We start from the raw sequence: 26,792 nt of genomic DNA on the forward strand, positions 1-26,792 counted from the left end.
GGGGATATCGAGGGGGCTGGGACACAACCCCCCTATCTTGCTGGTTCCGACGCCCGATGCGAAACCCGACGCGGCGCACCTTTGCCTACCGGACCGTATGTGCCCGCGCGCTCACCTGCCGTCGACCAGGGTGTGCGCTATCCCTCACCCATCGACACGCTCGCGCGTCCTACCATCCGGTGATGAGCGAACGGCGGTCCAGCGAGTCCGGTTTCCCCATCAAGGGCGTCTACACGGCGGCCGACCTCCCCGAGGAGCTGGAGACCCGACTGGGCGGCCCGGGGGAGTATCCGTACACCCGTGGGGTCTACCCCACCATGTACACGTCCCGCCCGTGGACCATGCGGCAGTACGCCGGCTTCGGCACCGCCACCGAGTCCAACGCCCGCTACCACCAGCTGCTGCGGGCCGGCACGATGGGGCTGTCGGTCGCCTTCGACCTGCCCACCCAGATGGGCTACGACTCCGACGACCCGATCGCGCACGGTGAGGTGGGCAAGGTCGGGGTGGCCATCGACTCGATCGAGGACATGCGGATGCTCTTCGACGGCATCCCGCTGGACAAGGTCTCCACCTCGATGACCATCAACGCGCCCGGCTCGGTGCTGCTGCTGCTCTACCAGCTCGTCGCCGAGGAGGCCGGGGTCGCCGGCTCCGCGCTCAACGGCACCATCCAGAACGACATCCTCAAGGAGTACATCGCCCGGGGGACGTACATCTTCCCGCCGAAGCCCTCGCTGCGGCTGGTGGCCGACACGTTCGGCTACTGCCGCAAGGAGGTGCCGAAGTGGAACACCATCTCCATCTCCGGCTACCACATGGCCGAGGCCGGCGCGACGCCCGCGCAGGAGATCGCGTTCACCCTGGCCAACGGCGTCGAGTACGTCCGCGCCGCGCTGGAGGCCGGGCTGGCCGTGGACGACTTCGCGCCCCGGCTGTCGTTCTTCTTCGTCGCCCGGACGACGCTGCTGGAGGAGGTGGCGAAGTTCCGCGCCGCCCGGCGGATCTGGGCCCGGCTGATGCGCGACGACTTCGGCGCCAAGGACCCGAAGTCGATGATGCTGCGCTTCCACACCCAGACCGCCGGCGTGCAGCTCACCGCCCAGCAGCCCGAGGTCAACCTGGTCCGGGTCGCGGTGCAGGGGCTGGGCGCGGTGCTCGGCGGCACCCAGTCGCTGCACACCAACAGCTTCGACGAGGCGATCGCGCTGCCCACCGAGAAGGCCGCCCGGCTGGCGCTGCGGACCCAGCAGGTGCTGGCGTACGAGACGGACCTGACCGCCACCGTGGACCCGTTCGCCGGGTCGTACGTGGTGGAGGCGATGACCGCCGAGATCGAGGCGGCGGCGGTGGAGCTGATGGACCGGGTGGCCGACCACGGCTCGGCGGTGGACGCCATCGAGGCGGGGTTCCAGAAGCGCGAGATCGAGCAGTCCGCGTACCGGATCGCCCAGGAGATCGACTCGGGCGAGCGGGTGGTGGTCGGCCTCAACCGCTTCACCGTCGACGAGGAGGAGCCGTACGAGCCGCTGCGGGTGGACCCGGCGATCGAGGCGGCCCAGGCGTCTCGGCTGGCGAAGCTGCGCGCCGAGCGGGACAACGGCGCGGTGGAGCGGGCCCTGGCGGAGCTGCGCGCGGCGGCCGAGGGCACCGAGAACGTGCTCTACCCGATGAAGGAGGCGCTGCGGGCCCGGGCCACGGTCGGCGAGGTCTGCGGGACGCTGCGCCAGGTCTGGGGGAGATACCAGCCCAGCGACCGCTTCTGACCAGCGCGTGAACGGCGGCCTCCGCCGGTGCCCCGGGCGCCGGCGGGGGCCGTTGTCGTATGCGGTCGGGGTCGACAGGGGTCGTCAGGGCTGCCCCGCCGGAGCTACCGTCGGTGCAGGTACCCGGTGCGGCACGGAGCTCCTCGAGGCTCCCGTGGGCGCCCGGGCAGCGTGGCCTTCCGGGCGGGCGTGTGCCGCGTGGGTTCCTGGGTAACCCGGACGGGTGAACGGGACGGACAGCGTGTCCGGCCGCGCGCGGGACGACCGTGTCACCGTCGGGAGTCGCCTGGTCGCCGGCTGTCGTCGGTTAATTGTCCGAGCGGCAGTTAATTGCGGCGACTAATGCGACAATTCGGAACGACGGCCCCGGATCGATGCCGATTTCGCGACCGCCCAATCGGTTACGCGTTGTAGGAGGGGTGGGGCAGATGACGGCGTTCGAACGCGATCTACCTGCTGTCCCGCAGATATTCGAGCCCTCTCACCAGGGCTTACGTGACGCTGTGCGGTCCGATCACTACCGTAACGAGGTTGCCCAGCGTCACCGTCGGAGGTCTAGGCTGTCTGCTGTCCTCCCCGATGATCCGTCCATTCCTAGTGATCGAGAATTCGACGTGACGAGTGCGTTGACGCTGCCGAACGGCAGCCAGCTGGCGTCGTCCTGGCCGGAGGCGCCATCCGGGTCCCAGCCCCTGCCCTACGAGCTCGACCATCTGCTCGCCCTGCGGGTACCCGGCCTCATCGCCACCCGTCGCCACATCCACTCCCACCCGGAGCTCTCCGGCGAGGAGTTCGAGACGGCGGCGCTGATCGCGCGGGAGCTCTCCCTGGCCGGCCTGCACCCGCGGCTGCTGCCCAAGGGCAACGGGGTCATCTGCGACATCGACGGCCGCCCCGACGGGCCGGTCATCGCGCTGCGCGCCGACATCGACGCGCTGCCGCTGACCGACGTCAAGGACGTGTCGTACAAGTCCACGGTGGAGGGCGTCTGCCACGCCTGCGGCCACGACGTGCACACCACGGTGATGCTCGGCGTCGGCATGCTGCTGGCCCAGCTCGCCGACGCCGGCCAGCTCGACGGCCGGGTGCGGCTGATCTTCCAGCCGGCCGAGGAGATCCTGCCCTGCGGTTCGCTGGAGGTCATCGAGGCCGGCGGCCTGGAGGACGTGGTCCAGATCTTCGCCGTGCACTGCGACCCCAACCTGCCGGTGGGCAAGGTCGGCCTGCGGGTCGGCCCGATCACCGCCGCCGCCGACAACGTCACCGTCCGGCTCACCGGCCCGGGCGGGCACACCGCCCGGCCGCACCTGACGGTCGACCTGGTCGACGCGCTCGGCCGGCTGGTCACCGAGGTGCCGGCGCTGGTCAGTCGGCGGGTGCCGGCCAACAGCGGGCTGCTGCTGGTGTTCGGCCACGCCTCGGCCGGCACCCGGTACAACGTCATCCCGTCCGAGGCGTGCGCCTCGGGCACCCTGCGGGTGATGGACCGCGACACCTGGGAGCTGGCTCCCAAGATCGTCGCTCAGGTGGTCCGGGACGTCATCGCGCCCACCGGCGCCACGGTCGACCTGGAATACCTGCGCGGCCGTCCGCCGGTGAGCAACGACGCCCGCGCCATCGGGGTCCTCACCGCCGCCACCGCCGCGGCGCTCGGCCCCGAGGGGATCGCCGAGACGCCGCAGAGCATGGGCGGCGAGGACTTCTCCTGGTACCTGGAGTACGTCCCCGGCGCGTTGGCCCGCCTCGGCGTCGGCCGGTCCGGGCCCAACGTGGACCTGCACCGGGCGTCGTTCGACGTCGACGAGCGGGCCATTCCCGCCGGGGTGCGCCTCATGGTCCAGACCGCGCTGCGGGCACTGGCGGCGGTGCGGTAGGCATCGGCGGACGCGGTGCGCCGACCGGCGTGGTGGGCGGTGCCGGTGGCGCGGGCCGCCCCCGACGCCGCCGGCGCAGCACCGCCAGGAACACCACCAGGGGTACGCCGAACGCCAGCAGCCAGGGCAGCACCGCCCCGAGCACGGTCAGCAGGATGGTCATCGAGGCCACGAAGACCTTCCAGCCGCCGCGCAGCCCGACCATGAAGCCCGTCTCGGTCTCCTCCTCGGCGGTCGAGGCGTCCAGCCCGACGAACGTCACCGTGATCGTGGAGAGCGCGGTCAGGTCGGCCAGCCGACGCTTCTTCGCCTCCAGCGAGGCGAGGTCGGCCTCCCGCCGGGACACCTCGTCCTCCAGCGACACCAGCTCCGGGATCGAGGTGGCCCGGGACAGCAGCTTGCGGGCACTGTCCACCCGGGCCCGCTGGGTGGCGATCCGGGCGTCCAGGTCGACCGTCTCCTCGGTGACGTCCTGCGTCTTCACCTCCCGTCGCTGCTGCTTGCCGTACGTCGCCAGTTCGTCGATGAGCGCGGTGAACTTCGCCGCCGGCACCCGCAGCTCCAGTTCCGCCTCGGCGTCGGCGGCCACGCTGCGCCGGTTGTCGCCGCCGACGAACCCGCCGGCCGCGACCACCGCGGCGACCGCCCGACGGGCGGCGCCCTCGACGTCGTCCACCTGCACCCGCATCGTTCCGGTGTAGATGATCGATCGCTGGTCCACCCGCAGGTCCGGCGCGCCCGCGCCGGCCTTGCCCTGCTCGGCCGCCCCACCCGCCGGCGCTCCGCCGGCCGGGGCCTCGGCCGCCGAGTCACCCGTCGAGGTCGAGCGGTCCGCCGCTCCGCAACCGGCCAGCAGCAACGCCGCCAGCCCCAGCGCCGCCAGGGCCCTGCCCCGGCGTCGTGTCGTCTGTCTGTCCATCCCCGCTCCGTCCTCTGACTACCCCGGTCCCGGGGCGATAGCTCGGACGCGACGCGACACCGCGCCGGTTCCGGCAGACTGCGCTGAGGACGTCACGATTCGATAATCGAGGAGTCACGTATGCAGCTCACCAAGTACTCCCACTCCTGCCTACGGCTGCAGCACGACGGCGGGGTGCTCGTCGTCGACCCCGGCGTGGTCAGCGAGCCGGCGGCGTTGGACGGGGTGGACGCGGTGCTGATCACCCACGAGCACCCGGACCACGTGAACGTGGAGGCGCTGACCCGGGCGCTGGACCGCCGCCCGTTCACCGTCCACGGCCCGGCCTCGCTCGCCGGCGTCCTGGGTGACGCCGCGGAGGTGCTGACCGTGGTCAACCCCGGGGAGTCCTTCACCGCCGCCGGCGTGCCGGTCCGCGCCCACGGTGGCCGGCACGCCGTCATCCACCCCGACATCCCGGTCGTGGAGAACATCGGATACCTGTTCAACGACGTCGTCTACCACCCGGGAGACGCGCTGTTCGTGCCGGACGACGTCCAGGTGGACACCCTCTTCGCGCCGATCCACGCGCCCTGGTCGAAGTTCTCCGAGGTGCTCGACTTCATCCGGGCGGTCGCGCCGCGCCGCGCGTACGCCCTGCACGACGGTTACCTCAACGACAACGGGCTCGCCGTGCTCGACCGGCAGTACACGGCCCTGTCCGGGACCGACTACCGGCGGCTGGAACCGGGCAGCCGGATCGACGCCTGAAAGCCGTGCCCGCGCTCCCCTCCGACCTGGTCCAGCGGCTGTACCGCACGCCCCCGGACCGGTTCGTCGCCGCCCGGGACGCCGCCGTCGCCGAGGCCCGCCGGGCCGGTGACGCCGCCGGCGCCCGCGAGATCGCCCGGCTCAAGCGCCCCACCGTGGCGGCCTGGCTGGTCAACCTGCTCGCCCTCGAACGCCCCGAACTGGTCGCCGACCTGGCCCAGCTCGCCGACGCGCTGCGCACCGCCCAGCGCGACCTCAAGGGGCCGAAGCTGCGCGAGCTCTCCGCCCAGCGGCGCGCGGTCGTCGCCGCCCTGGTCGCCGAGGTACGCCGGATCGCGGCCCGGAACCGGGACGCCCCGTCCGCCGGGAAGCTCCCGCTGGGCGAGGTGGAGGCCACCCTCAACGCGGCGCTCGCCGATGCCGAGGTGGCCGAGCAGGTCCGTGCCGGCACCCTGCTGCGGGCCGTCCACTACGCCGGCTTCGGCGAGGTGCCCCGGCCGCAGCTGCGGCTCGTCACCGGTGGGGCGGAGGAGCCGCCACGGGCACCGGACCGGGCGGCGGAGCGGGCCGGGGAGCGCCGGGCGCGCGACGAGCGGGCGGCGGAGCGGGCCGCCCGGGCCGAGCGCGCGAAGCGGCGCCGGGCGCTGGAACGGGAGCTGGCGTCGGCGCGTACCGAACAGGGGCGGGCGGAGAAGGACCTCGACGGCGCGGCGGCGGCCGAGCGGGACGGCGGCGCCGCGCTCGAGGAGATCGAAGCCGAACTGGCCGAACTGGAGCGTCGCCGGGCCGCCGCCGAGCAGGAGCTGAGCCGGTCCAAACTGGCCCGCCGGGCCGCCGAACGGTCGCTCACCGCCGCGCGTCGCCGCACCGGCGAGGTGGAGGCGGCGATCGAGGCGCTGGACGCCGAAGAGGAGGATGTCGCCTCCGGCGACGGCGAGGCACACTGAGCGCGATGGATGCGTGCAGCGGGCGGTCGGGATGACGCCGGAACAGGTGGCAGCCGCCAGCAAGCCCGCCGTGCTCGAACTGGGCGAGTTGTTCAGCCGCTGCCCGGGGACGCTGCGCCGGGCACGGCTGCTGGGCATCTCCGGCTGGGCCTTCTACATCACCGGGCGGGCCGGCGCGCTCGGCGACGTCCGCGCGGAGACCGTCGCCGCCGCGGTCGGTTTCATCGCCCCGGACGCGGTCGCCGACGGCTGGGACGCCGCCGCCCGGGTGGTCCGTCCGCTGGAGGTGGCCAACGCCAACCTCGCCGAGTGCTGCCGCTGGGGCGCCCAGCACCTGGACGACCTGCCCGGGGTGCCCCGGCTGGCCGTGCTGCTGGAGCGGGTGGTCGCCGCGGCGGACGCCACCGGGATGCCGCTCTTCGCCGCCTGGCGGGCGATGCCGGTGCCGCAGCACGCCGCCGGCGCCCGCGCCGCCGTGGCGCTGCTGCTGCTCCGCGAGCACTTCACCGGGGCGTACCTGCTGGCGGTGCGGGCGGCCGGGATGACCCCGCTGGAGGCGGTGCTCGCCGGGCCGGAGGGGGAGGCCGGCGCGTCGGCCTGCGGCTGGTCGCCGCCGTACCCGCCGGTCGGCCCGCTGGTGCGGCGGCGGCTCTGGGCCGAGGCGATGACCGACCGGTTGACCTCCACCGCCTTCCGCACGTTGCGCCCGGGGGAGGGCACGGAGCTGGTGGAACTGCTCACCGCCACCCGGGCCCTGCTGGCCGGCGCCCCCGCGCGCTGACCGCCGCCGGTGTCCGAGTCTCCGGCGGGCGGTCGACCCCGGGGCCAGGTGATCGACCCCCGTTTGCGGCGTGTCGCGGTGTCGTGCGGGCCGGACACCGCGACACGCCGCAAAGCGAGTGGATCACGCGGCGGGAAAAACCGGCGGCGCCGGACCCGCCCGCCCTGCCAGGATCGCGCCGTGACGCTTCCCGCCGGTTGGACCGCCCGCCGCCCCACCCTCGACGACGTTCCCGCCATCCTCGCCGTGGTGCACGCCGCCGACACCTTCGCCGTCGGTTACCCGGACTTCGACGCCGAGGACGTCCGGGCCGCGCTGACCGCTCCCTTCTTCGACCCCGCCCGCGACTCCTGGCTGGTCACCGACCCCGACGGAACGGTCGTCGCCTGGACGGCGGTGGACAACCCGACCGGGGTGGGCCGCGACTTCGTCGAGGTCTACGTCGACCCGGAGCGCGGCGCGGACCTGCGCGCCCCGCTGCTGGCCCGGATGCTCGACCGGGTCGCCGAGCGGGCCGCCGAGCGGGACCTGCCCGCGCTGACCGTCCGGTCCACCGTCTTTCCGCCGGAGACCCGCTGGGCGGCGGAGCTGACCGAGGCCGGCTTCACCCGGGTCAAGCGGTACGTGCGGATGACCCGCTCGCTGGCCGGGCTCCCCGCCGAGTCGCCGCCCCCGCCGGGGGTGACCGTCCGCCCGCTGCGCGCCGACGACGAGGCGGACCTGCGCCTGTTCCACCGGATCTTCGACACCGCCTTCCGGGACACCCCGGACTACGAGCCGGTCGGCTTCGACCGCTGGCGGGAGCAGATCCCGGCGTCCGGCAAGGTCTGGGACGAGTGGTTCGTGGCCGAGGTCGACGGCGAGCCGGCCGGCGCGCTGCAATCCTCCGACCAGGCGCTGGATCAGGACATGGGCTGGGTCCGCACGCTGTCGGTGCTGCCCGCGTACCGGCGGCGCGGGGTGGGCGCGGCGCTGCTGTGGCGGGCCTTCACCGGCTACGCCGCCAAGGGCCGCGCCGCCGCCGGGCTCGGGGTGGACCTGACCAACCCGACCGCCCCGGTGACCCTCTACCGCTCCGTGGGGCTGGTCGAGGTGCGCTGGACCGACATGTACGAGCGGATCGTCCCCGCCGCCGGTGTGTGATGGACGACGCCGCCCGGGGCCGGCGGTGACGGTCCGTGGCGTCGGGAGCAGACTGGAGGCGTGCGATACGCGCTACGCCGACGCGGTGCCGGTGGGGCGGGAGCGCAGCTCGGTGACGTAGTCGTCCGGCGCGCCCGCCTTCTCGGCCGCGTTCGCGATCTCCGACAGGTACCAGGAGGTCGGCAGGCCGCCCTCGTACCCGTCGAAGACGTAGATCCACGCGGTGACGTCGCCGTCCAGGGTCGAGACGCGGACGTGCAGCTTGCGGTACGTGCCGGCGGTCACGCCCTCGATCTCGTCGAGCTGCGCGGCGTCGTACGGGTGGATGTCGTACAGCGCCACGAAGACCCGGTCGCCCGGGGACTCGACGACGGTGCTGACGGAGCCCTCCCAGCCGATCACGTCCTCGCCCGCGAAGGTCAGCCGCCAGCCCTCCAGCCAGCCGGTGCCCACCATCGGCGAATGCGGACAGTAGGCGCGCATCCGGGCGGGGTCCAGGTTTGAGCCGTAGGCGGCGTAGTGACGCACGGCGATGACGATAGCCCGGCGGGCGGGTGGGGGAGAATACGACGGTGCGTGTCGGACACGTTCGGGAGAAGAAAGTCACTGTGAACATCGACGAGGGGCGTGCGCTGTGAGCCGGATCGTGATCATCGGCGGGGGACCGGCCGGCTACGAGGCGGCGCTGGTCGCCGCGCAGCTGGACGCCGACGTCACCGTGGTGGAGGCCGAGGGGGCCGGCGGCGCCTGCGTGCTCTCGGACTGTGTCCCGTCGAAGACGTTCATCGCCAGCTCACAGGTGGTCACCGGCTATCGGGACACCGAGGAGTTCGGGGTGCACTCCGACGGGCTGGAGGCGGTCACCGTCGACGCCCGCGCGGTCCACGAGCGGGTGAAGCGGCTCGCCCTGGCCCAGTCCGACGACATCCACACCAAGCTGGTCAAGGCCGGGGTGACCTTCGTGGCCGGGACCGCCCGGCTGGGCGAGGACACGCTCGGTCACACCCACCGGGTGATCGTCACGCCGGCCGACGGTGGCGCCGAGCAGTCGATCGCCGCGTCGACCGTCCTGGTCGCCACCGGCGCCACCCCGCGCCAGCTGCCCACCGCCGTGCCCGACGGCGAGCGGATCCTGACCTGGCGGCAGGTGTACGACCTGCCCGAGCTGCCCGAGCACCTGATCGTGGTCGGCTCCGGCGTCACCGGCGCGGAGTTCGCCAGCGCCTACCTGGCGATGGGTGTCCAGGTCACCCTCGTCTCCAGCCGGGACCGGGTCATGCCGCACGAGGACGCCGACGCGGCGATGGCCATCGAGCGGGTGTTCCGCAACCGGGGCATGACCATCCTCAACAACTCCCGGGCGGACGCGGTCCGCCGCACCGACGACGGCGTCGAGGTCCAGCTCTCCGACGGTCGGCTCGTGGCCGGCTCGCACGCGCTGATCGCCGTCGGCTCGATCCCCAACACCGCCGACCTGGGGCTGGCGGAGTACGGCGTCGAGCTGGCCCGGGGCGGTTACGTCACCGTCGACCGGGTCTCGCGCACCAACGTCCCCGGCATCTACGCCGCCGGCGACTGCACCGGAGTGCTGCCGCTGGCCAGCGTCGCCGCGATGCAGGGCCGGATCGCGATGTGGCACGCGCTCGGCGAGGCGGTCCGGCCGCTGCGGCTGCGTACCGTGGCGGCGAACGTCTTCACCGACCCGGAGCTGGCCACGGTCGGCGTCTCCCAGGACGAGGTGGACGCCGGCAAGGTGCCCGCCCGCCAGGTGATGCTGCCGCTGTCGGGCAACGCCCGGGCGAAGATGGACGACCTGGCCGACGGGTTCGTGAAGCTGTTCTGCCGCCCGGCCAGCGGCCAGGTGGTCGGCGGCGTGGTGGTGGCGCCCAAGGCGAGCGAGCTGATCCTGCCGATCACCATGGCGGTGGAGAACAACCTCACCGTCAACGAGCTGGCCCAGACCATCACGATCTACCCGTCGCTGTCCGGGTCGATCACCGAGGCCGCCCGCCAGCTCATGCTCCACGAGCTGGAGTGAGTCCCGGGTCGCCGGGCCGGCCCGCCGGCCCGGCGCTGCCCGGTCCCCGGCGGACCAGGGCGGTGGCGAGGACCGCCAGCAGCCCCACCTCGACCAGGATCAGCAGCCGCTCGGCGAGCCCGATCAGCAGCCGGTCGCCCGGGTAGGCCGACCAGATCATGGCCCCGGCGAGCGCGAGGCTGACCAGCGCCAGGGCGCGCAGCCAGGGCGCGGTCCCGGGCAGCGCGTCCCGCCGGGCGAGCAGCCAGCCACCCACCGGCAGCGCCACGAAGGTCACCACGGAGGCGTACCGGTGCAGGTAGGCGGCGGCGTCCATGGGCAGGCCGGGCTCGTTCGTGGGCACCACCGCGGCCAGCAACAGCCCGCCGGCTGCGGCGGCGAGCGGCAGCTCGCCGACGGTCCGGGACCGGCGGACGCGGCGCAGGGCGGGGACCAGCACGGCGGCGGCGACCGCGAGCGCGACCATCGCCACGTCGATGACGCCGCCCCGGTCGGACACGGCGAAGTCGCTGACGGTCAGCGACCAGGGGTTCAGGTCGTCGTTCACCTCCAGGTGGCCGATCACGGCGAGCAACGCCGCCAGGGCGATCGCACCGAGGGCCACCAGGCCAAGGTTCCGGGTCGTGGGCATGCCGCCAGCCTGTCGCCGGAGCGACCCGAAGCGGATCGGGGACGCCCACCGAGATCGCGGCCGGGGTCCACCCCTAGTGCCGGGTCAGTGGGGGGAGACGGTCCGCCGGTGCGGAGGTCACCCCGTCGCTCGACGCTGTGGAGCTGATGACACCAACGACTCACGCCACCCACCGGGCGATCCGTTGACGTCATCAGCTCCACAGCGCCGAAGGGGTACCCCGCCGAAACAGGGCGCCGCGCGGTAACGGGCGCCGCGGTGAGGGGCATCGCGCGGTGAGGGGCGCCGCGCAGTGACAGGGTTGCCGCGCAGTGAGGGGCGCCGCGCCCAGACCGAGCGGGGCGGGCGTCAGTCGACGGGTACCTCGCCGCGGGTGCGGGCACTGACCAGCGTCATCGCCCAACCCGCCGCCGCGAACCCGGCCGCCGCCGCGGCAGCGATCAGCGCCAGCCGCCAGGCCGACTCGGTCAGCGCCGTGCCGCCGAGGTGGCCGACCAACCCGCCGTAGGCCGCCCATCCGGTCGCCGCGGCGCCCTCGTAGAAGAGGAAGAGCCGGTAGGGGTACCTGCTGCGGCCGGCGGAGAAGCAGGCCGCCATCCGGCCGCCAGGCACGAACCGGCAGAGCAGGATGACCAGCGGACCCGGCTGGCGCAGCCCCCGGGTCACCCGGCCGGCCATCCGGCGGGCCCGGCTCGGCTCGGCGTGCCGGGGCGCGTGCCGGTCGGGGGCGCTGCGGCCCAGCAGGTAGCAGGCCAGGTCGCCGGCGAAGACGCCGAGCGCCCCGACGCCGATGGTCACCGGCAGGCTGAGCCCGCCGTAGACGGTCAGCGCGCCGCTGGTGATCATCACGACCTGGGTCGGGATGACCGGCACGAACGCGTCGGCGATCAGCAGGCCGAGCAGTGCGACGTACGCCCACGTCGGCGAGGCGACGTCAGTGAGAAGTTCGAGCACGACTGCCACCTCGCCGGTCAAGGCCGATCAGATCCCCCGAGCCTGACGGCGTGTCCGCCGTCACCGGGGACAGGCCCGGCCGGTGGTGACGGTGGACACGACAGGGCCACTTGGGTACAACGACGCAGTTCGGTCGGGGGTGACGGGCGGAACGGGTCGAATCCGGGCGGGATGCGGACGGCGGATCCCCGCTCCTCGGCGTACCGTTGTCGGCGCGCGGCCGCACGCGCGTCGGGCCCCCCGTTCCTGACGAGCCGGCCGCCGCGGGTCGCCGGCAGGTCCCGTGCCGGCGACCCGCCCCCTTTCTCAGTTCACCCCGACGCCCGTCCGGGCGGCCGGCGTCGCGAGCCGGAAATGCGCTGGCACCGCCGCGCGCCGGGACCGTACCGTCGGGGCATGCGCAGCGCGGTGGTGACCACGACGCCGGGAAACCCCGGCGCGCCGCACTGACGTTCGACGTCGACGAGGCCCCGGGGCGATCCGCCCCGGGGCTTCGCGGCGTCCGTGGCGAGGTCGCTCCCGGGTCATGACCCGCAAGGAGAGCGACATGATCGACCACCGCAGGCTCGGCCGGGAGCTGGACCTGTTCGTCTCCGACCCGCTCGCCGGCGCCGGGCTGCCGATCTGGCTGCCGGCCGGCGCCGCCGCCCGGCACGCGGTCGAGGAGTACGTCCGCGACCTGGAACGACGGGCGGGCTACCAGCACGTCTACTCGCCGTCGCTGGGCAAACGGGAGCTGTTCGCGCTCTCCGGGCACCTCGGCTACTTCGCCGACGACATGTTCCCGCCGCTGCGGCTCAGCGCCGACGACGAGTTCGTGCTGCGGCCGGCGCTCTGCCCGCACCACGCGCTGGTCTACCGGGCGCGCGGCCGCTCCTACCGGGAGTTGCCGCTGCGCATCGCCGAGCTGGGCGGGATGTACCGGGCGGAGCGGTCGGGCGTGCTGGGCGGCCTGTCCCGGGTCCGCGCCATCTCGCTCAACGACGCGCACAACTTCTGCGCACTGGACCAGGTCGGCGAGGAGGTGCGGGAGATCCTGCGGCTGATCCGCGAGGCGCACGTCGCGCTCGGCGTCCGCCCGGCCGGGTTCCGGCTGTCGCTGCGCGGGCCCGGGGAGAAGTACGTCGGCGACGACGCCCAGTGGGCGCGGGCCGAGGAACTGCTGCGCGCGGCGCTCGACGGGGTCGACTTCACCGAGGCCCCGGGCGAGGCCGCCTTCTACGGCCCGAAGATCGATATTCAGATCGTCGACGCCGCCGGGCGGGAGTCCACCCTCTCCACCGTCCAGCTCGACTTCGACAAGCCGGAGCGGTTCGACCTGTCGTACACCGACGCGTCCGGCGCCCGGCGGCGGCCGGTGATGGTGCACCGCAGCCTGGTCGGCAGCATGGAACGGCTCTTCGCCTACCTGATCGAGGTGCACCAGGGCGCCTTCCCGCCCTGGTACGCCCCGGTGCAGCTGGTGCTGCTGCCGGTGGACGCCGGCCAGGCGGGGGCGGCGGCCGAGCTCGCCCGCCGGGCGGTCGCCGCCGGGCTGCGGGCCGAGGTCGACGCCGGTGGCTCGCTGGGCGCCCGGATCCGCGACGCCGCCCACCGCCGGGTGCCGTACGTCGGGGTGGTGGGCGCCCGGGAGGCGGCCGACGGGTCGGTCTCGCTGCGCCTGCGCGACGGCCGGGGGTTGGCCCCGATGCCGGTCGCGGACGCGGTGGGGCTGGTCGGAGCGGTGGTCGCCGCCCGCTCGACCGACCTGCTGCCGGCGGCCGCCTGAGCCGATCATGAGGAGAGCGCCCCCTGGACCGACGGGGTCCGGGGGGCCGCCCCGTCGCCCTCGTCGTCCACCAGCGCGCCGACGAACTGCGACCGGTACAGCCGGTGGTAGGCCCCCTTCGCGGCGAGCAACTGCTCGTGGGTGCCCTGCTCGACGATCCGGCCGTGCTCCATCATCAGGATCAGGTCGGCGTCGCGGATGGTGGAGAGCCGGTGCGCGATGACGAAGCTGGTCCGGTCCGAGCGCAGCGCCGCCATCGCCCGCTGGAGCAGCACCTCCGTGCGGGTGTCCACCGAGCTGGTGGCCTCGTCGAGGATCAGCAGCGACGGCTCGGCCAGGAACGCCCGGGCGATCGTGATGAGCTGCTTCTCGCCGGCGCTGACGTTGCTGCCCTCCTCGTCGATGACGGTGTCGTACCCGTCCGGGAGGCTGCGCACGAAGCGGTCCACGAAGGTGGCCCGGGCGGCGGCCAGGATCTCCTCCTCGGTCGCGTCCGGCCGGCCGTAGGCGATGTTGTCCCGGATGGTGCCGCCGAAGAGCCAGGTGTCCTGGAGCACCATGCCGATCCGGCTGCGCAGCTCATCCCGGGGCATGCTGGTGATGTCCACCCCGTCGAGGGTGATCCAGCCCGCGTCCAGCTCGTAGAAGCGCATGATCAGATTGACCAGGGTGGTCTTGCCGGCGCCGGTCGGGCCGACGATCGCCACGGTGTGACCCGGCTCGGCGACCAGCGACAGGTCGTCGATCAGCGGCTTTTCCGGGTCGTACCGGAAGGAGACGTGTGCGAACTCGACCCTGCCGGTGACCCGGGACGGTGCAACCCTGTCCTGGCTCTGCTCCTGGGCGTCGAGCACTGCGAAGACCCGCTCGGCGGAGGCCACCCCGGACTGGAGCAGGTTCGCCATCGAGGCGATCTGGGTGAGCGGCTGGGTGAACTGCCGCGAGTACTGGATGAACGCCTGCACGTCGCCGAGGCTCATCGTCCCGGAGGCCACCCGCAGCCCGCCGACCACGGCGATCGCGACGTAGCTGAGGTTCCCGACGAACATCATCGCCGGCATGATGATCCCGGAGATGAACTGAGCCCCGAAGCTGGCTCGGAACAGCTCCTCGTTCTTCGCGTGGAAGGCGGCTTCCACCTCGGGCTGCCGACCGAAGACCTTGACCAGCTCGTGACCGGTGTACGCCTCCTCGATCTGGCCGTTCAGCTCACCGGTGTGCCGCCACTGGGCGATGAACCTGCGCTGCGACCGCTTGGCGATCCGCTGGGTGACGATCACCGACAGCGGCACCGCGACCAGGGCGACCAGCGCCAGCAGCGGCGAGATCCAGAACATCATCGCCAGCACGCCGATCACGGTCAGCAGCGAGGTGAGCAGCTGGCTGAGCGTCTGTGACAGGGTCTGCGAGATGTTGTCGATGTCGTTGGTGACCCGGCTGAGCAGTTCGCCCCGGGGCTGCCGATCGAAGTAGGGCAGGGGCAGCCGGTGGAGCTTCTCCTCCACCTCGGCGCGCAGCCGCAGCACGGTCCGCTGCACCACCCCGTTGAGCAGCCACCCCTGCCACCAGATCAGCACACTGGCGGCCAGGTATAGCACCAGGGCCAGGACGAGCACCCGGCCGAGGGCGGTGAAGTCGATCCCGGCGCCCGGCACCACGTCCATCCGGGCGAGCATGTCGGCGAAGTTGTCGTTGCCGGCGGCCCGGGCCGCCGCCGCGGCCTGCTCCGTGGTGGTCCCGGCGGGCAGTTGCCGACCGATCACCCCGTTGAAGATCAGGTCGGTGGCGTGGCCGAGGAGCTTCGGCCCGATGACGCTGAGCCCGATGCTCGCCACGGCGAGCGTGATCACCGCGGCCAGCTGGAGCCGGTGCGGCCGCAGCCGGCCGAGCAGGCGCCGGGCCGACGGACCGAAGTTCATCGACTTCTCGGCCGGCATCGCGGCGCCCATCCACGGCGGACCGCCGCGCTGGCCGCCGGGGGGCAGCCGCTTCGGCGTCCGTCCCTCCGGGGCCTTCTGCTCGGGTACGGGCGCCCGGCCGTCACCAGCCTGCGTGGTCCGCTCGTCGGGCTCGCTCACGCCGGCACCTCCGCCGTCTGCTGGGACGCGACGATCTCGGCGTACGTCGGGCAGCTCACCAGCAGTTCCTCGTGCCGTCCCGTGCCGACGACGCCGCCGTCCTCGAGCACGATGATCTGGTCGGCGTCGACGATCGTGGAGACCCGCTGGGCCACGATCACCACGGCGGCGTCCGCGGTGACCGGCCGCAGCGCCGCCCGCAGCCGGGCGTCGGTGCCGACGTCCAGCGCCGAGAACGAGTCGTCGAAGAGGTAGATCTCCGGCTGGCGGACCAGCGCCCGGGCGATCGCCAGCCGCTGCCGCTGACCGCCGGAGACGTTCGTGCCGCCCTGGGCGATCGGGGCGTCCAGCCCGCCCGGCATCTCGGCCACGAAGTCCCGCGCCTGGGCGATCTCCAGCGCCCGCCACAGCTCCTCGTCGGTGGCGTCCGGGTTGCCGTACCGGAGGTTGCTGGCGACCGTTCCGCTGAACAGGTACGGCCGCTGCGGCACCAGCCCGATCCGGCGCCACACCTCGTTCGGTTCCAGCAGCCGCACGTCCACCCCGTCGACCAGCACCGCGCCGGCGGTCGGGTCGACCAGCCGGGGGATCAGTGTGAGCAGGGTGGTCTTGCCGGCGCCGGTGGACCCGATGATGGCGGTGGTCCGGCCCGGCTCGGCCCGGAACGAGATGTCGTGCAGCACCGGAGCGCTCGCCCCGGGGTACTGGAAGGCGACGCGGCGAAGCTCCAGCTCGGCGCGCCTGGTCATCGCGATCAGCGGATCGGCCGGCGGCACCACCGACGACTCGGTGTCCAGCACCTCGACGATCCGCTCGGCGCACACAGCCGCGCGCGGCACCATCATCAGCATGAAGGTGGCCATCATGACGGCCATCAGGATCTGCATCAGGTACTGCAGGAACGCGGTCAGCGCGCCGATCTGCATCTGGTCGGCGTCGACCCGCTGCGCGCCGAACCAGAGCACCGCGACGCTGGAGACGTTGAGCACCAGCATGATCACCGGGAAGATCAGGGCCATCAGTCGGCCGACCCGCAGCGCCGTCGCGGTGAGGTCGGCGTTGGCGACGCCGAACCGGTCCGTCTCGTACGGCTCGCGGACGAACGCCCGGATCACCCGGATGCCGGTGATCTGCTCGCGCAGCACCCGGTTGACCGTGTCGATCCGGGTCTGCATCTCCCGGAATCCCGGCACCATCCGTCGGACGACCAGGCCCAGCGCGATCGCCAGCACCGGCACGCAGACCAGCATCAGCCAGGAGAGCGCGAGGTCCTCCCGGAGCGCCATCACCACCCCGCCGACGCACATGATCGGCGCGGCGACCAGCATGGTGCAGCCCATCAGCACGAGCATCTGCACCTGTTGCACGTCGTTGGTGTTGCGGGTGATCAGCGAGGGTGCGCCGAACCGGGCGACCTCCCGGGCGGAGAAGCGGTTGACCTGCGTGAAGATGGCGGCCCGGGCGTCCCGGCCGAAGGCCATCGCGGTCCGCGCGCCGAAGTAGACGGCGGCCACCGAGCAGGCGATCTGGACCAGGCTGACCAGCAGCATCAAGCCGCCGGTACGCATGATGTAGTCGGTGTCGCCCCGGGCCACGCCCTGGTCGATGATGTCGGCGTTGAGGCTCGGCAGGTAGAGCGAGGCCATCGTGCCGACGAACTGGAGCAGCACCACCCCGGCCAGTGGCCGGCGGTACGGGCGAAGGTGATCGCGCAGTAGGCGGATCAGCACGGGCGGCCTCCCGGTCTCGCCTCGTCGGATTCCTGGTCTGCCGGGTTCAACCTGGTGTCCTCCCCGTCGGACATGGTCACAATCAACTCGGTCAGGAACTCGCGGATCACCGCCTTCTTCGCCGGGTCGGCGTCGACCGAGGTCAGCGGGGTGTCGCTGTGGATCAGGTCGAAGAGGGCCTGCACGTGCTCGCGTCCCTTGTCGGTCAGGGCGAGCTGCACCGTGCGGCGGTCGGCACCCGCTCGGTGCCGCTCGACGAAGCCGTCGCGCTCCAGGGTGTCGACGATCCCGGTCAGGGTGGCGGGCCGGACGAAGCAGCGCTCGGCGACGTCCCGGTGGGTGGTCTCGCCGGTGTGGGACAGGGTGAACAGCACCCGCATCCCGGCAGTCGTGAGGCCGTGGTGTTCGGACAGGTAGCGACCCCAGCGCTGGTTGACCAGGTGGCCGGCGACCGAGACCAGCCGCCCCATCGGCACGCTCCGAAGCGCGTCCGGGAATCGGGCCAGGGGTTTCATATGCACGGGGCTGACGTTAGCCCCCGGATCGTCAGGGGCCAAACTAATATCCGACATTGCATCTTGTCGTTGGAAAGTTATGCTGCCCGGCATGACGACGCGCGGCTACCACCACGGCGACCTGCGGCGGGCCCTGCTCGACGCGGCGGTCCAGGCGATCGAGGAGTCCGGGCCGGCCGCGCTGAGCCTGCGTGACCTGGCCCGCCGCGCCGGCGTGTCGCACGCCGCCCCGGCCCACCACTTCGGCGACAAGGCCGGTCTGCTCACCGCGCTCGCCGTCGAGGGGTACGACCGCCTCGCCGACGAGCTGCGCGGGGCCGGCGACGACCTGCTGGAGGTCGGGGTGGCCTACGTCCGGTTCGCCGTCGAGCACCGGGCCCACTTCGAGGTGATGTTCCAGCCGGACCTCTACCGGGGCGACGACGCCGAGGTGCGGACCGCCCGGGACCGGGCCCGCGCGGTGCTGCGCGGCGGACTGGCCGCCCTGCCCGCCGCCGAGCCCGACCGGGACGCCCTGGCCGCCTGGTCGATCGTGCACGGGTTCGCCACCCTCTGGCTGGCCGGCGCCCTACCGCCCGAGGCCGGCCGGGACCCCGAGCAGACCGCCCGCGCGGTCATCCGCCGCCTCTTCGAGTGACCGCGACCGCCGCCCGGGATGATCCACCCCGGTTGCGGCGAGTCGCGGTGTCCCGTCACCCGGACACCGCGACACGCCGCGAACGAGGTCCACCGCCCGCGTCGGGCGGGCTGATCACCAGCTGGTGGGCAGCGGCATGCCCTCGGTGTAGCCGGCGGTGCTCTGCACGCCGACCAGCGCGCGCTCGTGGAACTCGTCCAGGTTGCGGGCGCCCGCGTAGGTGAAGGCGCTGCGCACCCCGGCGATGATCTCGTCGATCAGGTCCTCGACGCCGGGCCGGGTCGGGTCCAGGTACATCCGGGCCGAGGAGATGCCCTCCTCGAAGACCGCCTTGCGGGCCCGGTCGAAGGCGCTGTCCTCGGCGGTACGCGCGCTGACCGCCCGCGCCGAGGCCATGCCGAAGCTCTCCTTGTACCGGCGGCCGTCCGGCTCGGTGTAGAGGTCGCCGGGGGACTCGTAGGTGCCGGCGAACCACGACCCGATCATCACGTTGGACGCCCCGGCGGCGAGCGCCAGCGCCACGTCCCGGGGGTGCCGCACGCCGCCGTCGGCCCAGACGTGCCGGCCGAGCGCCCGGGCCGCCGCCGCGCAGTCGAGCACTGCGGAGAACTGCGGCCGGCCCACGCCGGTCATCATCCGGGTGGTGCACATGGCACCCGGACCGACGCCGACCTTGACGATGTCGGCTCCCGCCTCCACCAGGTCGCGTACGCCCTCGGCGGTGACCACGTTGCCCGCCGCCACCGGCACCGCCGGATCGAGCTTGCGTACCGCCCGCAGCGCGGAGATCATCCGCTCCTGGTGGCCGTGCGCGGTGTCCACCACCAGGGTGTCCACCCCGGCGGCCAGCAGCGCCTCCGCCTTGCCGGTCACGTCGCCGTTGATGCCGACGGCGGCGGCGACGCGCAGCCGGCCCCGGTCGTCCACGGCCGGCCGGTAGAGGGTGGCGCGCAGCGCGCCCTGCCGGGTCAGCACGCCGATCAGCCGGCCGTCGGCGTCCACCACCGGAGCCAGCCGGCGCCGCCCGGCCGACAGCCGGTCGAAGCCGGTACGCGGGTCCGCGTCCGCCGGCACGGTGTGCAGCTCGGTCGACATCACGTGCCGCAGCTGGGCGAAGCGGTCCACGCCGACGGTGTCGGCCTCGGTGACCACGCCGAGCGGGCGGCCCGCCTCGTCGACCACGATCACCGCGCCGTGCGACCGCTTCGGCAGCAGGTGGATGGCGTCGCCGACGGTGTCGGTCGGGCCGAGCGTGATGGGCGTGTCGTGCACCAGGTGCCGCTGCTTGACCCAGGCGACGACGTTGGCCACCACCTCGATCGGGATGTCCTGCGGGATGACCGCGATCGCGCCGCGCCGGGCGACGGTCTCCGCCATCCGGCGGCCGGACACCGCCGTCATGTTGGAGACCACCAGCGGGATGGTGGTGCCCGTGCCGTCGCCGGTGGCCAGGTCGACGTCGAGTCGCGAGCCCACCTCGGAGCGGGCCGGCGCCATGAAGACGTCGTTGTAGGTCAGGTCGTGCGCGGGGACCGCGCCATGAAGGAACCGCACCCGGCCATCATTCCTGCTCGCGGTCCCATCCGCCGCCGCTGGTGGCCCAAACCACCCCCGCCGATGGTGGGTGTCGCGTCGGCGTGTCGCGGCGACCGGGCATATGACTGGTCAGCGATATGCCTGAGAGGCATAAATATGACTCCCAGGCATATCGCTCACAGTGGTGTTGCACCCCCGGCGCACCGGCGAAGGGGCGTGCCGACCGGGGTCAGGCGATGGTGCAGATCGCCGCGCCGGCGGTGATCACCGCGCCGACCTCGGCCGACAGCCCGCTGACCGTACCGGCCTTGTGGGCGTGCAGCGGCTGCTCCATCTTCATCGCCTCCAGCACCACCACCAGGTCGCCCTCGGCGACGGTGTCCCCGTCCGCCACGGCGATCTTGACGATGGTGCCCTGCATCGGGGAGGCGAGCGCGTCGCCGCTGACCGCCGCGCCGGCCTTGGCGCCGCCGCCCCGGCGGGCCGGCTTGCGGGCGGCGGGCGCGGCGCTGGTCGTACCCGCGCCGAGGCCGGCGGGGAGGCTGACCTCCAGCCGCTTGCCCGCCACCTCGACCACGACGGTCTCCCGACCGGCGGGCGCCTCGGCGGCGCCGGCGGCGGCGGTGAACGGCGGCACGGTGTTGTCGAACTCGGTCTCGATCCACCGGGTGTGCACGGTGAACGGCTCGGTGGTGAACGCCTCGTCGCGGACGACCAGCCGGTGGAACGGCAGCGCGGTGGCCATGCCCTCGACGACCATCTCGTCCAGCGCCCGGCGGGCCCGCTCGATCGCCTCGGCCCGGGTCTCGCCGGTGATGATGACCTTGGCGAGCAGCGAGTCGAAGTTGCCGCCGATCACGTCGCCGGCCGAGATGCCGGTGTCCACCCGCACGCCCGGCCCGGTCGGGAGGCGCAGGGCGGTGATGGTGCCCGGGGCGGGCAGGAAGTTGCGGCCCGGGTCCTCGCCGTTGATCCGGAACTCGATGGAGTGCCCGCGCGGGGTCGGGTCCTCGGAGAACCGCAGCTTCTCGCCGTCGGCGATCCGGAACTGCTCGCGGACCAGGTCGACGCCGGCGGTCTCCTCGGTGACCGGGTGCTCGACCTGGAGCCGGGTGTTGACCTCCAGGAAGGAGATGGTGCCGTCCGCGCCGACCAGGTATTCCACGGTGCCGGCGCCGTGGTAGCCGGCCTCCCGGCAGATCGCCTTGGCGCTCTCGTGGATCTGGGTGCGCTGCGCGGCGGTGAGGAACGGCGCCGGGGCCTCCTCGACCAGCTTCTGGTGCCGGCGCTGCAGCGAGCAGTCGCGGGTGCCGACCACGATCACGTTGCCGTGCTGGTCGGCGAGGACCTGGGCCTCGACGTGCCGGGGCTTGTCCAGGTACCGCTCGACGAAGCACTCGCCCCGGCCGAAGGCGGCGACCGCCTCGCGGGTGGCCGACTCGAACAGGTGCGGGATCTCCTCCATGGTGCGGGCCACCTTGAGGCCGCGCCCGCCGCCGCCGAAGGCCGCCTTGATGGCGACCGGCAGGCCGTGGTCGACGGCGAAGGCCATCACCTCGTCGGCGTTGCCGACCGGGTCCGGGGTGCCGGGGACCAGGGGCGCGCCGGCGCGCTGGGCGATGTGCCGGGCGGTCACCTTGTCGCCGAGGTCGCGGATCGCCTGCGGGGTGGGGCCGATCCAGGTCAGCCCGGCGTCGATGACGGCCTGGGCGAAGTCGGCGTTCTCGGAGAGAAAGCCGTAGCCGGGGTGCACGGCGTCGGCGCCGGACCGGCCGGCGACGTCGATCAGCTTGTCGATCCGCAGGTACGTCTCGGCCGCGGTGTCGCCGCCGAGGGCGTACGCCTCGTCCGCCAGCGTGGCGTGCAGGGCGTCCCGGTCGGAGTCCGCGTAGACGGCGACGCTGCCCAGGCCGGCGTCGCGGCAGGCGCGGATGACGCGGACGGCGATCTCGCCGCGGTTGGCGATGAGTACCTTGCGCACCTTGAGGGCTCCTCCCGGGAGGTCGTTGACCGGGAGTGTATCGGTCACTCTGATGGCCCTAACGATCGCTCAGTGTGGGATGGCGCACTGTTCCGGCCGCGCCCTAGTCAAACTTGTTTATTACGCTTGCCCGGTGTCTGCGACTCGGATGATGATTCTCGGCCTGGTCCGGTGGATGCAACCGGTGCACGGCTACGACGTGCGCCGCGAGCTGCTCAGCTGGAACGCCGACCGGTGGGCCAACGTGCAACCCGGATCGATCTACCACGCCCTGCGCAAGCTGACCGAGGAGGGGCTGCTGCGCGAGGTGGCGACCGAGCAGGTCGGCGCCCGCCCGGCCCGCACCACGTACGAGGTGACGCCGAAGGGGGAGGACGAGTTCGAGACGCTGCTGCGCGGCCTGTGGTGGCAGTTGCACGAGACGCCGGACCCGTTCGTCGCGGCCTTCTCCTTCCTGCCGGCGATGCCCCGCGAGGAGGCCGCCGCCGCGCTGCGGAACCGGGCGAACCTGCTGCGCGCCGGTGTCGAATCGATGCGTGCCTCGTTGGACTCGGACTGGATGCGCAACACCAAGCCGGTGCACGTGGCGTGGATGTTCGAGCTCTGGGCGGCCCGCGCCGAGGCGGAGGTGGCCTGGTGTGACCGGATCGCCGAGCGGATCGAGTCCGGGGTGTCGTACCTGCCTGCTGGACTCGCCGGGGCGGAGGGCTGGCCGGGGTGGACCGACGGCGCGCCGCCCCGCGAGGTGAACACGGAATAATCAACGTTGACCACAAGAGCTATATCGCGTTAGCCTCTTCGCGCACCACGGGGGAGCGCGCCGTCCGGCGGCCCCGGGGGACAGGCGGCCGGCGCGTCCGGCCCGGACGACCAGGAGCAGACATGATCGAGACCAGGGGGCTGCGGAAGTCGTTCCGCTCCCGCGCCGGTCGGGAGACGAAGACGGTCGACGCCGTACGGGGGGTGAACCTCCAGGTCGCCGAGGGCGAGATCTTCGGCTTTCTCGGCCCCAACGGCGCCGGCAAGACCACCACCCTGCGGATGCTCGCCACGCTCATCGAGCCCGACGGCGGCGAGGCCACCATCGCCGGCGCCGACCTGCGCAAGGACCCGGCCGAGGTGCGCCGCCGGATCGGCTACGTGGCCCAGGGCGGCAGCACCTGGGACGAGTCCACCGCCCGCGAGGAGCTGGTGCTGCACGCCCGCATGTACGGCATCGCCAAGGCCGAGGCGCACCGCCGCGCCGCCCGCGCCCTCGACGCCTTCCAGCTCACCGAGTACGCCGACCGCAAGTGCAAGACGTACTCCGGCGGCCAGCGGCGCCGGGTGGAGATCGCCCTCGGCATCATCCACGAGCCGAAGATCGTCTTCCTGGACGAGCCGACCACCGGCCTCGACCCGCAGAGCCGCGCGCACATGTGGGACGAGATCCGCCGGCTGCGCACCGAGGGCATGACCGTCTTCATCACCACGCACTACCTCGACGAGGCGGACGCGCTCTGCGACCGGATCGCGATCATGGATCACGGCGAGGTGGTCGCCGAGGGGACCCCGGCCGAGCTGAAGCGGGAGATCTCCGGCGACGTGGTGCTGGTCGGCCTCGACGTGGCCAGCACGCCGCAGGCCGCGCAGGTGCTCGACGGCGAGGAGTTCGTCAAGAAGCTGGAGACCGCCGACGAGGGCGGCCTGCGCCTCTACGTCGACGAGGGCGCCACCGCCATCCCGCAGATCCTCCGCCGGCTCGACAGCGCCGGGCTGACGCTCTCCTCGATCGAGCTGCACCGCCCCAGCCTCGACGACGTCTTCCTCACCAAGACCGGCCGCTCGCTGCGCGAGTCCTGAGCATCCACCACAGGAGAATCGTCATGAAACTCGCCCGCGACACCTGGCTCATCTTCCAGCGCCAGATCCAGCTGCTGCTGCGCAACCCGGTCTGGGTCTTCGTCGGCATCTTCCAGCCGGTGATGTACCTGCTGCTCTTCGCCCCGCTGCTCAAGCCGGCCCTGAACGCGCCCACCCAGGCCGCCGCCTACAAGATCTTCGTACCCGGCCTGCTGGTGCTGCTGGCCATCTTCGGCGGCCTGTTCCAGGGCTTCGGCCTGATCGCCGAGCTGCGCGCCGGGGTCATCGAACGCTCCCGGGTCACCCCGGTCAGCCGGCTGGCCCTGCTGCTCGGCCGCTCCCTGCGGGACGTGGTCTCGCTGCTCGTGCAGGCGGTCATCATCACCCTGCTCGCGCTCCTGTTCGACCTGCGCGTCTTCATCGGCGACCTGCTGCTGGCGTACCTGATGCTCGCCCTGATCGCGCTGATGACCTCGGCCGTCTCCTACGGTGTCGCGCTCAAGGTCAAGAGCGAGGACGCGCTCGCCCCGCTGATGAACACCGTCGCCCAGCCGGTGCTGCTGCTCTCCGGCATCCTGCTGCCGCTCACCTTCGCCCCCGGCTGGCTGCAGGGCATCGCCGACTGGAACCCGTTCTCCTGGGCGGTCGACGGCACCCGGGCGCTCTTCGCCGGGGACCTGGGCAACGACAAGGTGTGGCAGGGGCTGACCATCACCGCGGTGCTCGCCGTCGCCGGCGTCATCTGGGCCGCCCGTCAGTTCGCCCGCAGCGTCCGCTGACGAGAGCTGCCTCTCACCAAAGGCGGGGCACCGGCCAGGCGCTTGTAGCGTAAGGCCGGTGCCCCGCCTCACCCGTGACAGGACCACCTGGCTGACCTACGCCCAGCTGGGGCTCTGGGGCTTCTTCCTCTACGGGTTCGGCCCCGTCGTACCGCTGCTCCGCGACGAGCAGGGCACCAGCGCCGCCGTTGCCGGCCTGCACAGCACCGCCATCGCCGTGGGCGCGCTGCTCGGCGGGGCGCTCTTCGCCCCGCTGGCCCGCCGGATCGGCCGGGCCGGGGCGATCTGGGCCGGGCTGGCCGGGGTCGCCGCCGGCGTCACCGCGTTCGGCCTGCTCCGCCCGCTGCCCGCCACCCTCGCCGCAGTCGCCGCCGTGGCCACCGCCGGCATGATCGTGGTCAGCGGCGTCGCCGTCGTCCTCACCGCCCGGCACGGCCCGGCCGCGCCCGCCGCGCTCACCGAGGCCAACGCCGTCTGCGCCGGCATGGGCATCCTCGCTCCGCTGGTCATCGGCGCCAGCGTCGACGCCGGCTTCGGCTGGCGACCGGTGATGGCCGTCGAGGTCGGGCTGATCGCGCTGGTCGCGCTCGCCGCCCGCCGCTCCCGGGTACGCCCGCCGCAGGCCGCCCCCGCTGCCGCGGCTGCCGCCGACCCCGCCGGGGCGACCGCCTCGGCGGCGGCGCCCGCCGATGTGGCCCGAGCCGACGACGTCGCCGTACCCCTCAGCGGCCGTGCCGGCGCAGTCGAGCGCGTGGCCGGGCGGCTGCCCAGGGCGTACTGGATCGCCTGGGTGCTGATGTCGGTCACCGGCTCGATCGAGGTCTGCCTGTCGCTCTGGACCGCCGACGTGCTCCGCTCGCACGCCGGGATGACCGCCGCCTCCGCCTCGGCCGCCGTCGCCGCGATCGTCTGCGGCATGTTCCTCGGCCGGCTGACCGGCGGCCGGATCGCCCTGCGCTGGCCGCCCGCCCCGCTGCTGCTCGGCGCGCTGACCGTCTCGCTGGCCGGGTTCGTCCTGTTCTGGCTGGCGCCCGTCGGCTGGCTCGCCGTCACCGGCCTGGTGGTGCTGGGACTCGGCAACGCGCTGCACTACCCCCTCGCGATCTCGATCGCGCTGGCCGTCGCCGGGCCGGCCGCCGACAAGGCGGCCGGCTGGTCCGCGTACTCGATGGGGGTGGGTTTCGGGATCGCGCCGGTGGCGCTCGGCGCGGTGGCCGACGGGGTCGGACCGCACCTGGCCTTCCTGCTGCTGCCCGGCTTCATCGCCGCCGCCCTGCTGCTGACCGTGCGACTCGGCCGCGCCCTGCGCGCCACCCCGACGGACGACGACCGCGCCCCGACCCTGGTCGGCGCCTGACCCTCGGCGCGGCGTCGTGTGCGTGGCGCGGCGCTGTGTGGGCTGCGCGGCGCGGTTTGCGGTGTGTCGCGGTGTCGAGTCGCCGGGATACCGCGACACGCCGCAAGGTGCGTCAGTGGACCCGGGCGAGGGTCACGCCGTCGGCGATGGGGAGCATGACCGCCTCGACGCGCACGTCGGCCAGCACCTCGTCGTTGAACGCGGCGATCGCCCGGTCGTCGGCGTTCTGCGGGGCGAGCACCCGGCCCCCGCGCAGCGTGTTGTCCACCGTGATGACCGCACCCGGACGCATCCGGGGCACCAGCTCGTCCCAGTAGACCGGGTAGCCCGTCTTGTCCGCGTCGATGAAGGCGAAGTCCAGGTGCCGCTCCTGGGGCAGCTCGCGCAGCGTCTCCCCGGCCGGGCCGATGCGCAGCTCGATCCGGTCGGCGACGCCCGCGCGCTCCCAGTACCGCCGGGCGATGCCGGTGTACTCCTCAGAGATGTCGAAGCAGGTCAGCCGGCCGTCCTCGGGCAGCCCCCGGGCGATCGCCAGCGAGGAGAGCCCGGTGAAGGTGCCCACCTCCACCGCCCGCCGCACGCCGAGCAGCCGGGTGAGGAAGGTCAGGAACGCGGCCTGCTCCGGCGCCACCTGCATCATCGCCTCATCGGGGAGGGCGGCCAGCGTCTCCTCTGCCAGGTCGCGGATGATCTCGTCCGGCGGCGAGCCGTGGGCGACGAGGTAGGCGTGCAGTTCCGGAGTCAGCGGCAACGGCTTGGTGGTCAT

Annotated in this window: 23 protein-coding genes; 13 read left to right on the forward strand and 10 right to left on the reverse strand. The window is 73.2% G+C overall.

Going from position 1 to position 26,792, the window contains the following annotated elements; translation table 11 throughout:
• Positions 1-182 precede the first annotated feature (182 nt).
• Positions 183-1,766, forward strand: coding sequence for an acyl-CoA mutase large subunit family protein (locus ACTMS9_RS04255; protein ID WP_441147313.1), 1,584 nt, complete (start codon positions 183-185; stop codon positions 1,764-1,766).
• Positions 1,767-2,380: 614 nt separating this feature from the next.
• A complete protein-coding gene (locus tag ACTMS9_RS04260) occupies positions 2,381-3,640 on the forward strand; it encodes an amidohydrolase (RefSeq protein WP_441147312.1) in 1,260 nt (419 codons plus the stop codon).
• On the opposite strand, the gene ACTMS9_RS04265 is transcribed toward ACTMS9_RS04260, so the two are convergent.
• A complete protein-coding gene (locus tag ACTMS9_RS04265) occupies positions 3,597-4,559 on the reverse strand; it encodes a DUF4349 domain-containing protein (RefSeq protein WP_441147310.1) in 963 nt (320 codons plus the stop codon). The two genes, ACTMS9_RS04260 and ACTMS9_RS04265, sit on opposite strands and share 44 nt — an antisense overlap.
• Positions 4,560-4,679: 120 nt before the next feature.
• Here ACTMS9_RS04265 and ACTMS9_RS04270 point away from each other — a divergent pair, with 120 nt between their 5' ends.
• From ACTMS9_RS04270 to ACTMS9_RS04285, 4 genes are all read left to right on the forward strand, one after another.
• Positions 4,680-5,309, forward strand: coding sequence for an MBL fold metallo-hydrolase (locus ACTMS9_RS04270; protein ID WP_441147308.1), 630 nt, complete (start codon positions 4,680-4,682; stop codon positions 5,307-5,309).
• 5 nt (positions 5,310-5,314) lie between these two features.
• Positions 5,315-6,256 (forward strand): hypothetical protein, encoded by a 942-nt coding sequence (locus ACTMS9_RS04275; RefSeq protein WP_441147307.1) that lies wholly within the window; start codon positions 5,315-5,317, stop codon positions 6,254-6,256.
• Positions 6,257-6,287: 31 nt separating this feature from the next.
• The gene (locus ACTMS9_RS04280; protein ID WP_441147634.1) at positions 6,288-7,037 is read left to right on the forward strand and encodes an SCO6745 family protein; all 750 of its coding nucleotides are present in this window, start codon (positions 6,288-6,290) and stop codon (positions 7,035-7,037) included.
• A 180-nt stretch (positions 7,038-7,217) separates the two neighbouring features.
• Complete coding sequence (locus ACTMS9_RS04285) at positions 7,218-8,180, forward strand: GNAT family N-acetyltransferase (protein ID WP_441147305.1); 963 nt, start codon at positions 7,218-7,220, stop codon at positions 8,178-8,180.
• Positions 8,181-8,252: 72 nt separating this feature from the next.
• Here ACTMS9_RS04285 and ACTMS9_RS04290 read toward each other — a convergent pair whose 3' ends face one another.
• Positions 8,253-8,708 carry a gamma-glutamylcyclotransferase gene (locus ACTMS9_RS04290; RefSeq protein ID WP_441147304.1) on the reverse strand — a complete coding sequence of 152 codons (456 nt, stop codon included), beginning with the start codon at positions 8,706-8,708 and terminating at the stop codon, positions 8,253-8,255.
• A 106-nt stretch (positions 8,709-8,814) separates the two neighbouring features.
• Here ACTMS9_RS04290 and ACTMS9_RS04295 point away from each other — a divergent pair, with 106 nt between their 5' ends.
• Positions 8,815-10,218: an NAD(P)H-quinone dehydrogenase gene (locus ACTMS9_RS04295; RefSeq protein WP_350796437.1), complete on the forward strand. Its 1,404-nt coding sequence runs from the start codon at positions 8,815-8,817 to the stop codon at positions 10,216-10,218.
• On the opposite strand, the gene ACTMS9_RS04300 is transcribed toward ACTMS9_RS04295, so the two are convergent.
• Both ACTMS9_RS04300 and ACTMS9_RS04305 read right to left on the reverse strand, forming a co-directional pair.
• Positions 10,196-10,849 carry a DUF998 domain-containing protein gene (locus ACTMS9_RS04300; RefSeq protein WP_441164172.1) on the reverse strand — a complete coding sequence of 218 codons (654 nt, stop codon included), beginning with the start codon at positions 10,847-10,849 and terminating at the stop codon, positions 10,196-10,198. The genes ACTMS9_RS04295 and ACTMS9_RS04300 overlap by 23 nt on opposite strands.
• A 348-nt stretch (positions 10,850-11,197) precedes the next feature.
• Positions 11,198-11,803, reverse strand: coding sequence for a DedA family protein (locus tag ACTMS9_RS04305; RefSeq protein ID WP_441147300.1), 606 nt, complete (start codon positions 11,801-11,803; stop codon positions 11,198-11,200).
• 526 nt (positions 11,804-12,329) lie between these two features.
• Between ACTMS9_RS04305 and thrS the strand changes: the two genes are divergently transcribed.
• Entirely contained in the window at positions 12,330-13,571 is a 1,242-nt protein-coding gene (thrS, locus tag ACTMS9_RS04310; RefSeq protein WP_441147298.1) for a threonine--tRNA ligase, read from the forward strand.
• 5 nt (positions 13,572-13,576) lie between these two features.
• Here thrS and ACTMS9_RS04315 read toward each other — a convergent pair whose 3' ends face one another.
• The 3 genes from ACTMS9_RS04315 to ACTMS9_RS04325 form a co-directional block, all read right to left on the reverse strand.
• The gene (locus ACTMS9_RS04315) at positions 13,577-15,520 is read right to left on the reverse strand and encodes an ABC transporter ATP-binding protein (RefSeq protein ID WP_441147632.1); all 1,944 of its coding nucleotides are present in this window, start codon (positions 15,518-15,520) and stop codon (positions 13,577-13,579) included.
• Between the two features lie 125 nt (positions 15,521-15,645).
• Positions 15,646-17,379, reverse strand: coding sequence for an ABC transporter ATP-binding protein (locus ACTMS9_RS04320; protein WP_441164173.1), 1,734 nt, complete (start codon positions 17,377-17,379; stop codon positions 15,646-15,648).
• A complete protein-coding gene (locus ACTMS9_RS04325) occupies positions 17,373-17,894 on the reverse strand; it encodes a MarR family winged helix-turn-helix transcriptional regulator (protein WP_441164434.1) in 522 nt (173 codons plus the stop codon). Before ACTMS9_RS04325 ends, ACTMS9_RS04320 begins: the two co-directional genes overlap by 7 nt.
• Before the next feature lie 91 nt (positions 17,895-17,985).
• On the opposite strand from ACTMS9_RS04325, the gene ACTMS9_RS04330 reads away from it, so the two are divergent.
• Positions 17,986-18,531, forward strand: a complete 546-nt coding sequence (locus ACTMS9_RS04330) for a TetR/AcrR family transcriptional regulator (protein ID WP_441164174.1) — start codon at positions 17,986-17,988, stop codon at positions 18,529-18,531.
• A 114-nt stretch (positions 18,532-18,645) separates the two neighbouring features.
• Here the strand turns inward: ACTMS9_RS04330 and ACTMS9_RS04335 are convergent, their stop codons facing one another.
• Positions 18,646-20,085: a GuaB1 family IMP dehydrogenase-related protein gene (locus ACTMS9_RS04335; protein ID WP_377604555.1), complete on the reverse strand. Its 1,440-nt coding sequence runs from the start codon at positions 20,083-20,085 to the stop codon at positions 18,646-18,648.
• Positions 20,086-20,296: 211 nt separating this feature from the next.
• Positions 20,297-22,048: an acetyl/propionyl/methylcrotonyl-CoA carboxylase subunit alpha gene (locus ACTMS9_RS04340; RefSeq protein ID WP_357996537.1), complete on the reverse strand. Its 1,752-nt coding sequence runs from the start codon at positions 22,046-22,048 to the stop codon at positions 20,297-20,299.
• 148 nt (positions 22,049-22,196) lie between these two features.
• Here ACTMS9_RS04340 and ACTMS9_RS04345 point away from each other — a divergent pair, with 148 nt between their 5' ends.
• From ACTMS9_RS04345 to ACTMS9_RS04360, 4 genes are all read left to right on the forward strand, one after another.
• On the forward strand, positions 22,197-22,808 hold the full coding sequence (locus ACTMS9_RS04345) for a PadR family transcriptional regulator (RefSeq protein ID WP_441147629.1): 612 nt from the start codon (positions 22,197-22,199) through the stop codon (positions 22,806-22,808).
• Positions 22,809-22,930: 122 nt separating this feature from the next.
• On the forward strand, positions 22,931-23,890 hold the full coding sequence (locus tag ACTMS9_RS04350) for an ATP-binding cassette domain-containing protein (protein WP_350799153.1): 960 nt from the start codon (positions 22,931-22,933) through the stop codon (positions 23,888-23,890).
• A gap of 23 nt (positions 23,891-23,913) precedes the next feature.
• Positions 23,914-24,669, forward strand: coding sequence for an ABC transporter permease (locus ACTMS9_RS04355; RefSeq protein ID WP_280840440.1), 756 nt, complete (start codon positions 23,914-23,916; stop codon positions 24,667-24,669).
• Between the two features lie 58 nt (positions 24,670-24,727).
• Positions 24,728-26,026 carry an MFS transporter gene (locus tag ACTMS9_RS04360; RefSeq protein ID WP_441147290.1) on the forward strand — a complete coding sequence of 433 codons (1,299 nt, stop codon included), beginning with the start codon at positions 24,728-24,730 and terminating at the stop codon, positions 26,024-26,026.
• Between the two features lie 112 nt (positions 26,027-26,138).
• Here the strand turns inward: ACTMS9_RS04360 and ACTMS9_RS04365 are convergent, their stop codons facing one another.
• On the reverse strand, positions 26,139-26,792 hold the full coding sequence (locus ACTMS9_RS04365; protein ID WP_441164175.1) for an O-methyltransferase: 654 nt from the start codon (positions 26,790-26,792) through the stop codon (positions 26,139-26,141).

It is taken from the genome of Micromonospora sp. L31 (assembly GCF_052068075.1).
Lineage (GTDB): Bacteria > Actinomycetota > Actinomycetes > Mycobacteriales > Micromonosporaceae > Micromonospora > Micromonospora purpureochromogenes.

Bases quoted from the DNA above. Each gene is read 5' to 3' on its own strand.
- ACTMS9_RS04255 (WP_441147313.1), top strand. From the start codon at position 183: ATGAGCGAACGGCGGTCCAGCGAGTCCGGTTTCCCCATCAAGGGCGTC.
- ACTMS9_RS04265 (WP_441147310.1), bottom strand. From the start codon at position 4,559: ATGGACAGACAGACGACACGACGCCGGGGCAGGGCCCTGGCGGCGCTG.
- ACTMS9_RS04270 (WP_441147308.1), top strand. From the start codon at position 4,680: ATGCAGCTCACCAAGTACTCCCACTCCTGCCTACGGCTGCAGCACGAC.
- ACTMS9_RS04280 (WP_441147634.1), top strand. From the start codon at position 6,288: ATGACGCCGGAACAGGTGGCAGCCGCCAGCAAGCCCGCCGTGCTCGAA.
- ACTMS9_RS04300 (WP_441164172.1), bottom strand. From the start codon at position 10,849: ATGCCCACGACCCGGAACCTTGGCCTGGTGGCCCTCGGTGCGATCGCC.
- thrS (WP_441147298.1), top strand. From the start codon at position 12,330: ATGACCCGCAAGGAGAGCGACATGATCGACCACCGCAGGCTCGGCCGG.
- ACTMS9_RS04315 (WP_441147632.1), bottom strand. From the start codon at position 15,520: ATGGGCGCCGCGATGCCGGCCGAGAAGTCGATGAACTTCGGTCCGTCG.
- ACTMS9_RS04325 (WP_441164434.1), bottom strand. From the start codon at position 17,894: ATGAAACCCCTGGCCCGATTCCCGGACGCGCTTCGGAGCGTGCCGATG.
- ACTMS9_RS04330 (WP_441164174.1), top strand. From the start codon at position 17,986: ATGACGACGCGCGGCTACCACCACGGCGACCTGCGGCGGGCCCTGCTC.
- ACTMS9_RS04345 (WP_441147629.1), top strand. From the start codon at position 22,197: ATGATGATTCTCGGCCTGGTCCGGTGGATGCAACCGGTGCACGGCTAC.
- ACTMS9_RS04350 (WP_350799153.1), top strand. From the start codon at position 22,931: ATGATCGAGACCAGGGGGCTGCGGAAGTCGTTCCGCTCCCGCGCCGGT.
- ACTMS9_RS04355 (WP_280840440.1), top strand. From the start codon at position 23,914: ATGAAACTCGCCCGCGACACCTGGCTCATCTTCCAGCGCCAGATCCAG.
- ACTMS9_RS04365 (WP_441164175.1), bottom strand. From the start codon at position 26,792: ATGACCACCAAGCCGTTGCCGCTGACTCCGGAACTGCACGCCTACCTC.